This is a genomic window from Flavobacterium sp. (assembly GCF_034111225.1).
GTDB lineage: Bacteria > Bacteroidota > Bacteroidia > Flavobacteriales > Flavobacteriaceae > Flavobacterium.
In genome coordinates, this window is the sequence record NZ_JAWUXR010000015.1 from 1 (window position 1) to 14,856 (window position 14,856).

Here is a 14,856-nt window from a genome sequence, read left to right on the forward strand (position 1 = left end):
TAACTGTTATCTGTTAGCTGTTAGCTGTTAGCTGTTAGCTGTTAGCTGTTAGCTGTTAGCTGTTAGCTGTTAGCTGTTAGCTGTTAGCTGTTAGCTGTTAGCTGTTAGCTGTTAGCTGTTAGCTGTTAGCAAAAATAAAACAAAATGTCAGATTACCTACAAGACGAACAATACAACGGAAAAATATTTACCGAAGAAGATATTAAATACAAGGAGTTTGAAAACTGCACGTTTACCAACTGCGATTTTAGAGCTTGTACTTTTCAAGGTGTGTATTTTTTTGATTGTGTTTTTATAGAATGTAATTTTAACGATACCAAAGTAAACTATGTTTCACTACGTGGTGTACAATTTAAAAAGTGTGATTTTACCAATGTTAACTTCGCAATGACCGACCAAGTTATTTACGACTTTAGCTTTACCAATTGCACACTTGACTACGCTAAATTTTACAAACTAAAGCTTAAAAAAATGCTTTTTACAGGTTGTAGCTTAGTAGCTGCCGATTTTATGGAAAGCGACCTTACCGAAGCCATTTTTGACAATTGCGATTTACGCCGCACGGTTTTTATAAAAACCATTGCTAATAAAACTGACTTTTCTACCAGTTATAACTACACCATAGACCCAGAACAAAACAAACTAAAAAAAGCACAGTTCTCCGCTGATGGCTTAAAAGGTTTGTTGGAAAAATACGATTTGGTTATACATTAGTTGTTGAAAACTAAATAGAATACAATTTACAAACCTCGTTTTCATACGGGGTTTTTTCTTACATTTGAATTTGTAAATAAGTACAAACGAAAACAAATACGTATAACCGTTTGTTTATAGCGTATATAAACGAGTTAGCGGTCAGTTTAGCAGAATTGAAAATGATAATAAAACAATTTAATGAGCAAAAAACTTCAATTCATATTTGGCGGGATAATTATGTTGTCAATCTTACTTGGATTATCCATTAAGTACGTTTTTAATAAAGACAATAAAAATTATCAAATTGAGAAAATAGAAAGTAAAGAAAACGAGCTAAATTTAACTACAACTTATCCCGAAGAACATAACAAAGAAATTCCTGATACTTGGAAAAACAGAAAATCAATTCAAAAAGAATGGATAAAAGTAGAGAAAGATAAAGATGGCTACTTAATTTATGAACCATGTGATGGCTTACCAGAAAGAATAAAGTTTGAAAAAGGAAATCTAATTATTAATTGGAGAATTGAAAAAGAACAAATATTTGAATACGACAAATTCACAAGACTTATCGGAAATAAAGCTTTTAGACTTGATGCTATAGATGTTGAAAACAAAATTAGATTTGAAGTAAAAGCTAGCATTATAGACTCTAAAAATGGAATTGTTTTGTGGGAGTTTGACAATAGAAAATGGTTAATGACACCAATCGAAAATATTAAGAAGTTCAGAGTTATTAAAAACAATTGTGAAACTGGAAAAAAAACCGAATTGCAATTTCTGCCAACAGAAAATTATAAATAAAACCGAACCGCTAACAGCAGTTAAAAGTAATGGCTTAGGCAAGGGCATACTTCCGAATTTTCTCCGAAAATTCAAAAGTTTGCGTTATATTTGTTTTGGCTTGGTTTTGGCTCGTCGCCACTTCTTTTAGCTGCAAAACGTTGGCATACATTTAAAAAAACAGAAGGAGAAATCAATATCTAAAATAGAATGAAGAAAATATTATTTTTAATTATCTTAAGCCAACTGAGTTGCAAATCACAAACAGATTGTCCAGAAGGAATAAATTTACTGCCAATGTATGGAGAAGTAAAAAAATGTGAACAACAAATTGAATTGGATAACGAATTTATTATAGAATCTGAAAAACAATTCAAAGACAGAAAAAAAGCATCTGAATACTATGTGTCAAAAGGTTGGGAATATTTCTATAAAGATGATAATGATACATCTATGAAACGATTTAATCAGGCTTGGCTTTTAGACAAAACAAATCCACAAGTCTATTGGGGTTTTGGAAACCTTTTAGGTAAAAAAAATGAATTCGAAAAATCGGTCAAATACTTGCAGAAATCAATCGAATTAGAACCAAACAACGCTAAAGTTTACGAATGTATGTCAACGAGTTACGGACAAATATTTTTCAAAACAAAAGATATTAAATACTTAAACCTAACAATTGAGAACTTAAAAAAAGCAATAAAAATTGAACCCAAAAATGGAAGAGCATTTGGTCAATTAGCAAGTTCGTATGCTTATTTAATGCAAAAAGATAGTTTAGTAAAATACATAAAAAAAACTGATGAAATAGATTCTAAATTTGTTAATCCTGAAGTAAGAGAAATCGCGAAAAAGAAATAAACGTATGCCAACAGCTGTTTTGAGCTAGCTGGAATTTAGTGGAATTACCGTTTCGCATCAAGTTTTCGTTAAGCCGAAAATTGAGCGGTTACGAACTTCCAGCCATCTCAAAGCAGCGACACGTTTGTGTGCTTTTTAAAAAAAAACGAATGAATAAAAAATCTAATAGTGTTACATTTAAAAAATTAACACTTCACAAACTCGATTGGCTTGAATGGATTACTATTGGTTTGGCTATTTGGTTTGTTTTATATCCAAAGCCTTACGAAATACTTCTCGGCACACTACTTATAATTCCAATATTTGGCTTAATTTTAAATGGTTTACATAAGCCAAGTATGGCAACACTTGTTGAAATAAGTGCAGATAAGGATGGAAATGACAAATATGATGTAGCAGATTTTATTGACATTGCTGCATACGCAATTTTGATAAGAGCATTCATAGATTACGAATTCGAAAGTTTTTACAGCTTAATTATTCCTGGAACAATTGCATTTACAATCATTTTAACTATTCTTTTCGTGACGCATAAATTAATTGCAAACACAACTAGAAACAAATGGTGGATTTATTCTTCATTAATATTCAATGTTTCACTATATAGTTACGCTGGAACTTACGCTGCAAATTGCACTTATGATTATTCTGAACCAATCGTATTTGAAACTAAAATTTTGGAAAAAAGAATACAGAAAAGAAGTAAAGGTAGAAAAACATATTATATAAAAGTTGCGCCTTGGGGACATCATTACGACAAGGAAGAAATTAGTGTTGGAAGCTCACGCTATGAAGAAATGTATGTAGGTGAACATATTAAAATCGATTTAAAAGAGGGGCTTTTTAATATACCTTGGTTTTATATAGAAAGAAAATAAAAAAAACAGCAAACAACATCTGTTTGTTGCAATTACTAGGCATGGGTTGAGTTCGGGATTTTCTCCGAAAATTCTATGAGTAATTTTGTGCTTGTAATCATTTGTCTTAAATTTACGCAACTGACACAAGCGGCAACACGTTAGTAATAATTGTAAAAAATCTGAAATCTGAAACAAAAAAAATAATATAGAAAATATGAATAAATTAATTATTACAACATTTTTGCTTTTTTTATCAATTGTTGTGAATTCTCAAAATGTTGAAAATTATCTTGAAACGGAAGCGATAATTAAATTTGACAATAAGAATTATGATTTAGTGTGGAGCACTCACCCTAATGAAGTTTATTATAAACAAGAATATTTAACAAAAGAACAAACTCTTGAGAAATTCAAATTAATGGTCACAATCGACTTTCTGAAAGGAGATTTTAAAGTAAAAGATTTAGTAAACCAAAAGATTCAAGAACTTGAAAATGCGAAAAAATCTAATCCAATAATAAATTATACAGTTTTAGAAAAAGGAGGAGAAACAATAATTGATTTTTTAATGAGCGTAAGTTCAAAAGACGGAAAAAAATTATTGATTGTTGAGAGAAATATTTATAGATATACGAATGTAGAAACTGAAAAAACGAAAGGTTTATTACTGTTTTCTGTGAGTGAAAGAGCTTATGAAAATGAAATAGATGAATTTTTTAAAGTACTGAAAAAAGATAAAAATAGTTTAATAATTAAAGTTGGAAACGTAGAAATTCCAGAAATAAATCCGAAAAAATAAAAAACTACTGCCAAAAGCTGTTTTGAGTTAGTATGTAACTTAGTGGAATTACCGTTTCGAATCAATTTTCTGCAAAGCCAGAAATTGAAAGGTTACGAACCACACACCATCTCAAAGAAGTAAAACGTTAAAACAAAACATGCAACAAAAACTAAAAACACTTAAAATCATTCACCTTGCCATTTGCTCCGGTGTACTACTAGCTTATGTTATTTTAGGGCAAATAACATCTTTAGATGCATTGAAACTTCCTACAATAGATAACGATGCTATAATTTACTTAATAATCCCATTTGCTGCATTTTCAGTAAGTAACTTATTGTTTAAAATGCAATTAAAAAACGCCAACCCAAAGTTAACTTTAGAAGAAAATTTACCCGTTTACCAAACTGCTTCTATTATTCGTTGGGTAATATTAGAAGGTGCAGCTTTAGTTTTGCTAATCTTAAAAAAAGAGTTTATTCTATTTGGTATTCTTTTAATTCTGTACCTCATTACTATTCATCCTACAGAAGATAGAATTAAAAGAGATTTAAATAAATCTACTTCTTAAAACCTATGAATACGCAATATTCTATTGAAATAATTCCGTTTTCTATCGAATTAAGTGACGTTGTAAAAACACTTAATTACGAATGGTTAGAAAAGTATTTTAAAGTAGAAAAAGGCGATGTCATTTCCCTTTCAAATCCACAAACAGAAATAATAGACAAAGGTGGTTTTATTTATTTTGCCAAAAGGAATGCTGAAATTATAGGAACGGTTTCGCTTCTAAAAAAATCAGACACCATTTTTGAATTAGGAAAAATGGCTGTTACCAAAAAAGCACAAGGTATAGGAATCGGCAAAATATTACTAGAACATTCTATTACTGTTGCTAAAGAAAAGAATATTGAAAAACTTGTTCTGTATTCCAATACTAAATTAGCTTCTGCTATTCATTTATATAAAAAATATGGCTTTACAGAAATTGAATTGGAATCTGGTTTGTACGAAAGAGCCAATATTAAAATGGAAAAATTGATTTAAAGTAAATTTTTATTGACATTCAATAAACTTTTATTAATGTTTGTACAATATAATTTTAATAGCGCTGTAATATATATAATTACAACTATTTTTAAGAAAGGAATTAAACTACAAACTGAAAACGAATTAACAATATAAGCCCTATGCCAATTGTTGTAAACTTAGATGTAATGATGGCAAAACGAAAAATGTCGTTAAATGAACTTTCAGAAAAAGTAGAACTTACATTATCCAATCTTTCCTTTTAAAAACCGGAAAAGCAAAAGCTATACGATTCAGTACACTGGAAGCCATTTGTTAAGTAATGGAATGTCAACCTGGTGATATTTTAGAATTTGAGGAAGAATAGCGTATTAAAATTTTAACTTTTTTTACATTTATATTGCATATGTGTAAATAGAATCCTACATAATTTAGCGATGTAATTATAAAATTAAAATTTGTAAAAAAATGAAGAAACTAACTTTAAAATCATTTGGTTTCGTAGCTGCAATTATGCTTTCTTTAAGTTTAATGTCTATGACAGATTCATCAACTAGCAGGCCTTTTATTGGAAGCTCAACAACTACACATACTGAAGCTTGCGGTGAATGTAGATGCACTTATGCAACAACTACAACTTATGTTTTTTGGATAAATGTTGGAACTGAAACAAACTTAACAGGAACAAAATGTTAAATCAAAATCCTATGTTGTATAAAAGCAACATAGGAAATTATAAAAAAATATGAAAAAGTTACTATTATACGGTTTGTTTTTAAACTTATCATTCATTTATTCCATATTTGGTCAAAGCAAATTTGAACTAAAAGTAGTTTCTGATTCAAATGATCCAATTGAAAATGCAATTATTTTAAACGTAAGTAATAATAAATTTTATTACTCAGATAGTATTGGTGTTACTAAAATAGAATACTTGTCTGAAATTGATAGTTTCAAAGTAATTATCCCTACTTTTTATGAAACGTATTTTACCATTAAAGAAATAAAAGGAAAATCTAGTACAATAGAATTAAAACCAAAAATAACACAACTCAAAGAAGTTATAGTTACATCTAAGAACCAAAAATATAAAAAGCTAAACTCTTTTAAGATTGAAAGTAAGAAAAAATATTTTTCAAGTCATATAAGCACTGGAGGTTCAATTGCTTCCGAGTTTTACTTTAACGAAAAAGGAAAAAAGAAAATTAATTCTATAAGTTTTTACTTTAAAGTTACTGATGAAAATATAAAAATTAGACCTCTCTTATATAAATTAGTCAACAATAACTGGGAACCAATTTTAGAAACTGCAAATACAATTTCAATTAATAAAGACAGTGAAGAGCTCAATATTAATTTAGAAAAATTCAATATATATTTAAACCCAAAAAACAAATACATCATCGGCTTTGAACTAATTGATAAGAATAAAGTTAGTACAACTGAGGTCTTATCTATCTCAAAGAAAAATTTAATATCATACTTAAAGTCAAAACCAAATTCTAAATGGTTCCGTATTCAAGAGAAAGACCCTAATTTTTCAATATACTATGAAATATATTTTTCTGAATAATTCGTTAATTATTTTCTAAAATATTCTAATTTTACTTCATAAATCAAACAACTATGAAAGCCTTTATTTCGGTTTTAGTACTTATTATTTTTTCATCATTTACAACAAGTTTCCAGGAAGATCGTTTTGTGTTTAAAGATAATGATCAAGTCATAAAACTCGAATTGGAAACTCAAAAAAAGTATTTGGTAATGAACCAACCTACTGAAATTAAAGTTTCTGTAGAAAATATTGATTTAAAAAAATCATCAATAATTGGCAAAGGAATTTGCTTAACAGGAGAGCAAGGCAAAAATTATTTTGTAATTTCTATAACGGTCGATGAATAAAATGTTTTCATTAATCAATATTCAGTTACGTTCAATTATCCAACAGGAAGAAACAAAAAACTTAAAAATCATAAATTTACAATACCCGTTAAAAACTAATTTTAATAAAATTGTAATAAAAAAAACCGAGAAATTCTCGGTTTTTTTTATTGATTTAGCTTCAGTTCATAAATTAAAGTTAATCCCTAATTAAAACTTGTTCATTTGAATGAAAATTCGTAAATTGAAGTAATTATTAATTAAACACCCAAAAATATATGATTGTACAAATTAACACCGATAAAAACATTGAAGGCTACAGCAGAATGAACGAATTTTTCTCTGGAGAAATCAAAAAAGAATTAGCTCGTTTCGATAATAAAGTTACCCGAGCAGAAGTGCATTTAGGAGATGAAAACGGAGATAAATTTGGCAAAAACGATAAACGTTGCCTTATTGAAGTTAGAGTTGAAGGTAAAAGTCCAATTGCAGTTACAACACATGCGGACAGCATTGAAAAAGCTTTTAGTGAGGGCATTGTTAAAATAAAACGTTCTCTAGATAATACGCTAGAAAAAATGAGAGCGCACTAATAACAATAAAAAATGAATATAGAATCATTTAATGATGATGTATTTTTTGAAGATAAAATTACAACAAAGGTAATTTTAGAAACTTCCTTTTCAAAAGAGATTAGAATTCTATTAAAGCGTGGACAAATTATGAAAGAGCACAAAGCGCCTTTTCCAATAATAGTTCATGTTTTAGAAGGTAAAATAGATTTTGGAGTTTTAGGAGAAATCAAAAAACTACAAAAAGGAGCAATTATATCTTTAAAAGAGAACATTCCTCACGATTTAACAGCACTAGAAGATAGTGTAGTTCGCTTATCACTTTCAAAACTTGATAATGCTGCTCGTGTAGAAAAAGTTGCTACATTATAAATACAGTAAAGAAAAAACGGACAACTAAAATTAGTTGTCCGTTTTTTTTATAAAACCTCTATCACACTATATTTGCTTTTGTATCTTTGCTTCAAATTACGAACTGTATTTAGAAGGTTGTTATGAACCCGCTTAATGCCGATTCAGAAAACTAAAGAAAACAATTAATTATGACAGTTCAAATTTGTTCTTGCGAAGGTCTAAATTCAAAATGCGAAAAGTGTTTTGGTAGTGGTTACATGAATACAAAATCAGCTCCAGCAGCTGCGAAAAACAAAAAAAGTATTCCTAAAGACAACATAAAACAAGATACATTCCTTACAGATGATATTAGCAACTTACATTTAAAAGAAATTCAAAACATTGCAGATAAAATTATCGCTAAATTAGATTTAAGGTCGATGCAGCAAATGCGAATTCTTCATTCTATTCCATTCAACACCACAACTTTTAGAAGAGACTTCAAAGATAAATTTGTGAGTTTTAATATTATGGAAATGGAAAAACGTGCTTTAAGAATAGAACTTGAAACGTTGACTAAGGAATTGACTAAAAATAAATTTGCTGTAAATTTTAAATTCAATCATTTGTTATCAAATAAAGATATTGATGTTACTTCAAACCGAGAACTTAAAACGTTATTACGAGAGTACAAAAAGCTTAATAAATAAAAATACTATCAAAAAAAAGGACAATCTTAAGATTGTCCTTTTTTTATAGATCTTGAAAAATAGATTCAATATTATTTTAAACTAGCTAAACTTTGCTCAATTGTAGCAATTTTTGCCAAAGCATCTGCTTCTTTGTTTCTTTCGTTTGCAATAACTTGTTCTGGCGCGCCAGCAACAAATTTTTCATTATTTAACTTACCTCGTACCGATTTTAAGAAACCTTGCGTATATTTTAATTCTGCATCAAGTTTTTCAATTTCAGCAGCTACATCTATATTTCCAGCAATTGGAATAAAATATTCGTTCGATTTTACCCTGTAGGTCAATGTCCCATCAACAGCTTCGGTAACGTATTCTAAACTTTCAACATTTCCTAATTTAAGAATAACTGCATCAAAAGTAGAAGCTACTTTTTCGTTGTTGATTACTTTTAAATCGATAACGTCTTTAAACGAAATATTTTTCTCTTTACGAATAGTTCTAATTCCAGCAATAACTTCAGCAGCAAAATCAAATTCTGCAATTAAATCTGCATTTGTATCTTTCATTGTTGGCCAAGTCGAAACGATTAATGCTTCTTCTGGTGTTCTTTCTGCAATGTATTGCCAAATTTCTTCCGTTAAGAAAGGCATAAATGGATGTAATAATTTCAAGTTAGCTTCTAACAATTCAATTGCTTTGTCAAATGTTGCTCTATCAATTGGTTGTTGGTAACCTGGTTTAATGATTTCTAATAACCACGAACAGAAATCGTCCCAAACCAATTTGTAAATACTCATTAAAGCATCGGATAACCTGTATTTTTCAAAGTTATCTTCGATTTCAACTAACGTTTGTTGCAATTTTGCCTCGTACCAATCAATCGCTATTTTAGAAGCTTCTGGTTGTGCAATATCTGCTACTTCCCATCCTTTAATTAATCTAAAGGCATTCCAAATTTTATTAGAAAAAGCTTTACCATTATTACATAATTCTTCGTCGAACATGATGTCGTTTCCTGCAGAAGCACTCAACAACAACCCTACTCTAACTCCATCAGCACCAAATTTTTTGATTAGGTCTAATGGATCAGGTGAATTTCCTAATGATTTTGACATCTTACGACGTTGTTTATCACGAACTAATCCTGTTAAATATACGTTGTTAAATGGTTTTTGGCCTGTGTATTCATAACCTGCAATAATCATACGAGCAACCCAAAAGAATAAAATATCTGGTCCCGTAACTAAATCATTTGTAGGATAATAATATTTAAAATCTTCACTTTCTGGATCCATTATTCCTCCAAAAACTGCCATTGGCCATAACCAAGACGAGAACCAAGTATCTAACGCATCTGCATCTTGATTCAAATCAGCAATTGTTAAGGCTGTATTTCCTGTTCTTTCTTTAGCTAAAACTAAAGCATCGTCAATGTTTTCTGCAACTACAAAATCTTCTTTTCCATCGCCATAGAAATAGGCAGGAATTTGTTGTCCCCACCATAACTGACGCGAAATATTCCAATCTCTAATATTTTCTAACCAATGACGATATGTATTGTTAAATTTACTTGGGTACAACTTCACCTCTTCAGTTTCTAAAACAGCTTTTATAGCTGGTTTAACCAAGTCTTCCATCTTAAGAAACCATTGATCAGACAAACGAGGTTCGATTACCGCTTTTGTACGCTCAGACGTCCCTACTTTATTCATGTGAATTTCAGTTTTCACCAAAACACCACTCGTTTCTAATTCTTTTGCAACTTCTTCACGAGCTACAAAACGGTCTTTTCCTTGATAATGTAAACCAAAACTGTTTAAAGAAGCATCTTCATTGAAAATATCGATAATTTCTAAATTATGTTTATTTCCTAATTCTTTGTCGTTAACATCATGCGCTGGAGTAACTTTTAAACATCCTGTTCCAAATTCAACATCAACATACTCATCTTCGATAATTGGAATAACTCTATTACAAATTGGCACAATTGCTTTCTTCCCTTTTAAATGAGTAAAACGCTCATCGTTAGGGTTGATACAAATTGCAGTATCTCCAAAAATAGTTTCTGGACGCGTTGTTGCAATTGTTAATATTTCGTTACTTCCTTCAATTTTATAGTTGATGTAGTATAATTTTCCTTGACGTTCTTCATGAATTACTTCTTCGTCTGACAACGTTGTTTTTGCTTCTGGATCCCAGTTTACCATTCGGTAACCACGGTAAATCATCCCTTTGTTGTATAAATCCACAAAAGACTTGATTACAGAAGCGGACATATCTTCATCCATTGTGAACTTCGTTCTGTCCCAATCGCAAGAGCATCCTAACTGTTTTAGTTGCTCTAAAATAGTTCCCCCGTATTTGTCAGTCCAATCGTAAGCATGTTTTAAAAACTCTTCACGCGTCAAATCCGCTTTATTAATTCCTTCTGATTTTAGTTTTGCAACCACTTTTGCTTCTGTAGCAATAGAAGCATGATCTGTTCCGGGAACCCAACAAGCATTGAATCCCTTTAAACGAGCACGACGAATTAAAACATCCTGAATAGTATTATTCAACATATGCCCCATGTGCAGCACTCCAGTCACGTTTGGTGGTGGAATTACAATTGTATAAGGTGTACGTTCATCTGGAGTAGAATGAAAATAATTATTTTTCATCCAGTAATCGTACCATTTCTGTTCTACTTCGTGAGGATTAAACTGCGCTGGAATTGACATTATTGTATATATTTATTCGATTATTATTACTAAAAAATAAAGTTTGGTATTGTTTTTGCACTTTATATATTGCAAAAGTAACGATATAAGCTAAAATAAAAAAGCTTTATATATTTGTTCTTTGCGAGAAAGTGATTAAATTTACAGAAACCTATTAATTTTAAAAATGATGAAAAAATTACTTGGATTGATTACTGTTTTAGTTGTTGGATTAAGTTCATATGCTCAAACTGGCGCAAAAATAGAATTTAAAGAAGAAACCATTAATTATGGTGAAGTGGTAAAAGGAGTAGACGACGGAATTCGTGTATTTGAATTTACAAATACAGGTGATGCCCCTTTGTTGTTAACGAATGTGAAATCGAGTTGTGGTTGTACAGTACCAGAATGGCCAAAAACGCCTATTGAACCTGGGAAATCAGACAAGATTACGGTTAAATACAATATGAACCCTGGACCAATTTCTAAAACTATAACTGTAGAAAGTAACGCAGTAAATAAGCCTAATGGTGTTGTGCCATTGAGAATTAAAGGTACTGTGATTGTGAAAGAAGTGGTTAGCCCACTTGAGAAAAAGAAAAGTTTTCCTCAATTATAAAAAATAAAAAATCCCGATTAAATCGGGATTTTTTATTTTTTATAATATTTTTTCAAGTTGGAATTTAAACTTTAAAACTTGCCCTTCCCTTTCAACTTCTATTGTTATATTTTTACCATCTTCCGATTGGAATAAATCGGTTATTTTTTGAATTGTATATGCGTAATCTTTTTTGCCGTTTATGCTTAAAATTTTATCTCCTTCTTTAAGTCCAGCTCTCATAGCCGGTGAGTTATTTCTAACTGAATAAATCTCGAATACAGGCTTTAATTTATATCTATAATTAAATTTTGCATTGGAATCATTAAAAATAAATTCATTAGCATTAATAGTAGTCGAAGTACTATTTGACCTAATTTCCTCTTTAATCCACTGAATTCCTTTATGTTGAACTTCAATGCCTGACATGTTATAATTAAACGCTTCATTAAAATATTTATTAGGTTTAAAATAAGCCAGCTCATTTTTATAATCAATAAACCAATTAAATCTTTTTATTACTTCTCCACCTAACGAACCATTTCTACCTTCAATAATATTTAATTGACCATAAGAAGCTTCATCTGGAAAAGAAACCAATGCATCATCTAAAATAAATGTTGAAACCAATAATTTTTTTACTCTTGATTTTTTTCCAACAACATCACCTCCTAAACCCCTACCTAGAACATCCCTTATAATTTTTCCAGAACATTTTAGAGAATCATTTTCAAAAAGCCAAAGACCATCTCCAAGACCAGAATCCATTAACAATGTAACTTCATGATTTTGATCACCTATATTTGTTTGTAGTTTTATATATGGTTTTTGATCAATTAAACTTAGTTTTTCTGAGTTATATCTTTTAATTTTTCTTTGAGATATTGATTGAAGAGACTTATATAAGACCACTCTTTTCCTTTGGTAATTAAGTTCAACAATATAATCTTTAAAGAAACTATAACCAATTATCCCATTAATAGGAATACCTAGTTTATTAATAATACTAATATTCTCATCTGTAATCAGCAGCAACTCAAAATTTGGATCAACATAACCATTTACTTTTAATTGGTTATTACTTGAAACAAGACCTTCTATTAAATCTCCTTTACCAAAACCGTTAATCTTAATTTTTTTAGTATTAAAGAATTCAATAGTGTCATTTTCAGGAAAACTAAATAATAAATTTTTATCTGAACCAGTATCTAACAACATTGATAATTTTACATCATTAATTTCAACATCAATAATTATTAAATTATTAGACAACTCAAAAGGAATAACAATCTTGTCTCTTTTCGAATTCCATTCAACTTGAGAATAGGTTGAATTAAATGAAAAAAGTATAAATAAAATAATATTTAAAATTCGATACTTCATATTTATCCTTTATATAAATGTAAGAAAATAATTAAACTAAATAAAATGAAATGTGAATTAATATGATTTAGCTTTTAGAATTCTAAAAATAATTGCAATTTTGCTTACCAAAACAAACAAAATGCCAAAAATATCTCAAAAAGGTATCCAAATGCCTGAATCACCAATTAGAAAATTGGTTCCTTATGCTGAAATTGCTAAAAAGAAAGGAAATAAAGTATATCATTTAAACATTGGTCAGCCTGATATTAAAACACCTCAGGTTGCTTTGGATGCAGTTAAAAATGCAAATTTAGAAGTTTTAGAGTATTCTCACTCTGCAGGTTTTGAAAGTTATAGAGAAAAACTTTCTCAATATTACAAGAACCAAAACTTACCTATAGATTCTCAAAACATCATCATTACTACTGGTGGTTCTGAAGCTTTATTATTTGCTCTTGGAAGCACTATGGATGTTAATGATGAAATTATCATTCCAGAACCTTTTTACGCTAATTATAACGGTTTTTCAGTTGCATCTGGTGTTAAAGTTGTACCTGTAATTTCTACTATTGAAACAGGTTTTGCTTTACCTCCTATTGAAGATTTTGAAAAACTAATTACTCCTAGAACAAAAGCAATATTAATATGTAATCCTGGTAATCCAACAGGTTACTTATATTCTGAAGCTGAAATAAATCAATTAGCTGAAATTGTAAAGAAGCATGATTTATTCTTGATTGCTGACGAAGTATATAGAGAATTTACATATGATGGTTATAAACACTTTTCAGTTATGAATGTACCTGGTTTAGAAAACCATGCAATTATGATTGATTCTGTTTCTAAAAGATTCAGTATGTGTGGGGCTCGAATTGGATGTATTGTTTCTAAAAATAAAGATTTGATGGCAGCTGCTATGAAGTTTGCTCAAGCAAGATTGAGTCCGCCTACATATGCTCAAATTGCTAGTGAAGCCGCATTAGATACTCCACAAAGTTACTTTGATGAAGTTATTACTGAGTATCAAGAAAGAAGAGACGTTTTAATTTCTGAGTTAGAAAAAATTGAAGGGGTTCAAGTTGCTACTCCAAAAGGAGCATTTTACTGCATCGCAAAACTTCCTATAACAAGTGCAAATGATTTTGCGCAATGGTTGCTAGAATCATATGATCTAAATGGCGAAACAGTTATGGTTGCTCCTGCTGCTGGGTTTTACTCTTCTCCAAATGTAGGTTTAGATGAAGTACGTATTGCATACGTTTTAAAGAAAGATGATTTAATACGCTCTGTTGAAATTTTAAAAGAAGCTTTAAAAGCATACAAGCAATTTTCAAAATAAAATGAATTTTCAATAATAAAAAAAGCAGTACCAAATGGTACTGCTTTTTTGTTTTGTATAACTATTTGTTTTATCTAATTAATGAGAAGTGAGCTCTAAATACTCTTTGTTGTCCTCCTTCATCAAACTCAATTGTAAACCAGTAATCTGTAGATGGTAATTGTTGTCCATTAAACGTTCCATCCCATCCTTGACCTGTTGTACTAATCTGCTTGATTAGTTTACCATATCTATCAAAGATATATAACTTCGCTCCTGGCTGATTTTCTAATCCAATAATATTCCAGTAGTCGTTATATCCATCTCCGTTTGGTGTAAAATAATGAGGATAATCAATTACCATTACTTCTTGTGTTAAGTAAGTACA

At 29.8% G+C, this 14,856-nt stretch carries 18 protein-coding genes and 1 pseudogene; 16 read left to right on the forward strand and 3 right to left on the reverse strand.

Annotation, left to right across the window (positions count from 1 at the left end; genetic code table 11):
• Positions 1-144 precede the first annotated feature (144 nt).
• The 14 genes and pseudogenes from UXY25_RS11055 to UXY25_RS11120 all read left to right on the forward strand — a co-directional run bounded on the left by UXY25_RS11055 (position 145) and on the right by UXY25_RS11120 (position 8,506).
• On the forward strand, positions 145-714 hold the full coding sequence (locus UXY25_RS11055; protein ID WP_320816082.1) for a pentapeptide repeat-containing protein: 570 nt from the start codon (positions 145-147) through the stop codon (positions 712-714).
• 180 nt (positions 715-894) lie between these two features.
• Positions 895-1,500 carry a hypothetical protein gene (locus UXY25_RS11060; RefSeq protein WP_320816083.1) on the forward strand — a complete coding sequence of 202 codons (606 nt, stop codon included), beginning with the start codon at positions 895-897 and terminating at the stop codon, positions 1,498-1,500.
• Between the two features lie 189 nt (positions 1,501-1,689).
• A complete protein-coding gene (locus tag UXY25_RS11065; RefSeq protein ID WP_320816084.1) occupies positions 1,690-2,340 on the forward strand; it encodes a hypothetical protein in 651 nt (216 codons plus the stop codon).
• A gap of 149 nt (positions 2,341-2,489) precedes the next feature.
• Complete coding sequence (locus UXY25_RS11070) at positions 2,490-3,218, forward strand: hypothetical protein (protein ID WP_320816085.1); 729 nt, start codon at positions 2,490-2,492, stop codon at positions 3,216-3,218.
• 196 nt (positions 3,219-3,414) lie between these two features.
• On the forward strand, positions 3,415-3,999 hold the full coding sequence (locus UXY25_RS11075) for a hypothetical protein (RefSeq protein WP_320816086.1): 585 nt from the start codon (positions 3,415-3,417) through the stop codon (positions 3,997-3,999).
• Between the two features lie 139 nt (positions 4,000-4,138).
• Entirely contained in the window at positions 4,139-4,552 is a 414-nt protein-coding gene (locus tag UXY25_RS11080; RefSeq protein WP_320816087.1) for an MFS transporter, read from the forward strand.
• A gap of 5 nt (positions 4,553-4,557) precedes the next feature.
• A complete protein-coding gene (locus tag UXY25_RS11085; RefSeq protein WP_320816088.1) occupies positions 4,558-5,028 on the forward strand; it encodes a GNAT family N-acetyltransferase in 471 nt (156 codons plus the stop codon).
• A gap of 143 nt (positions 5,029-5,171) precedes the next feature.
• Positions 5,172-5,329 (forward strand): annotated as a pseudogene (locus UXY25_RS11090) (helix-turn-helix domain-containing protein).
• Between the two features lie 149 nt (positions 5,330-5,478).
• Positions 5,479-5,706, forward strand: a complete 228-nt coding sequence (locus UXY25_RS11095; protein ID WP_320816089.1) for a hypothetical protein — start codon at positions 5,479-5,481, stop codon at positions 5,704-5,706.
• A 49-nt stretch (positions 5,707-5,755) separates the two neighbouring features.
• Complete coding sequence (locus tag UXY25_RS11100; protein WP_320816090.1) at positions 5,756-6,583, forward strand: hypothetical protein; 828 nt, start codon at positions 5,756-5,758, stop codon at positions 6,581-6,583.
• Positions 6,584-6,636: 53 nt separating this feature from the next.
• Positions 6,637-6,912: a hypothetical protein gene (locus tag UXY25_RS11105; protein WP_320816091.1), complete on the forward strand. Its 276-nt coding sequence runs from the start codon at positions 6,637-6,639 to the stop codon at positions 6,910-6,912.
• A 257-nt stretch (positions 6,913-7,169) separates the two neighbouring features.
• Positions 7,170-7,484 carry an HPF/RaiA family ribosome-associated protein gene (locus tag UXY25_RS11110; RefSeq protein WP_320816092.1) on the forward strand — a complete coding sequence of 105 codons (315 nt, stop codon included), beginning with the start codon at positions 7,170-7,172 and terminating at the stop codon, positions 7,482-7,484.
• Between the two features lie 12 nt (positions 7,485-7,496).
• Complete coding sequence (locus tag UXY25_RS11115) at positions 7,497-7,835, forward strand: cupin domain-containing protein (RefSeq protein WP_320816093.1); 339 nt, start codon at positions 7,497-7,499, stop codon at positions 7,833-7,835.
• A 170-nt stretch (positions 7,836-8,005) separates the two neighbouring features.
• Positions 8,006-8,506: a hypothetical protein gene (locus tag UXY25_RS11120; RefSeq protein WP_320816094.1), complete on the forward strand. Its 501-nt coding sequence runs from the start codon at positions 8,006-8,008 to the stop codon at positions 8,504-8,506.
• 71 nt (positions 8,507-8,577) lie between these two features.
• Here the strand turns inward: UXY25_RS11120 and UXY25_RS11125 are convergent, their stop codons facing one another.
• A complete protein-coding gene (locus UXY25_RS11125) occupies positions 8,578-11,208 on the reverse strand; it encodes a valine--tRNA ligase (RefSeq protein ID WP_320816095.1) in 2,631 nt (876 codons plus the stop codon).
• Between the two features lie 169 nt (positions 11,209-11,377).
• On the opposite strand from UXY25_RS11125, the gene UXY25_RS11130 reads away from it, so the two are divergent.
• Positions 11,378-11,806, forward strand: coding sequence for a DUF1573 domain-containing protein (locus UXY25_RS11130; protein ID WP_320816099.1), 429 nt, complete (start codon positions 11,378-11,380; stop codon positions 11,804-11,806).
• A gap of 39 nt (positions 11,807-11,845) precedes the next feature.
• On the opposite strand, the gene UXY25_RS11135 is transcribed toward UXY25_RS11130, so the two are convergent.
• Positions 11,846-13,168, reverse strand: coding sequence for a PDZ domain-containing protein (locus UXY25_RS11135; RefSeq protein ID WP_320816096.1), 1,323 nt, complete (start codon positions 13,166-13,168; stop codon positions 11,846-11,848).
• A 121-nt stretch (positions 13,169-13,289) separates the two neighbouring features.
• Here UXY25_RS11135 and UXY25_RS11140 point away from each other — a divergent pair, with 121 nt between their 5' ends.
• Positions 13,290-14,489 (forward strand): pyridoxal phosphate-dependent aminotransferase, encoded by a 1,200-nt coding sequence (locus UXY25_RS11140; RefSeq protein WP_320816097.1) that lies wholly within the window; start codon positions 13,290-13,292, stop codon positions 14,487-14,489.
• A 70-nt stretch (positions 14,490-14,559) separates the two neighbouring features.
• On the opposite strand, the gene UXY25_RS11145 is transcribed toward UXY25_RS11140, so the two are convergent.
• Positions 14,560-14,856 (reverse strand): T9SS type B sorting domain-containing protein (locus UXY25_RS11145; protein ID WP_320816098.1); only part of this gene is annotated, 297 nt, incomplete at its 5' end.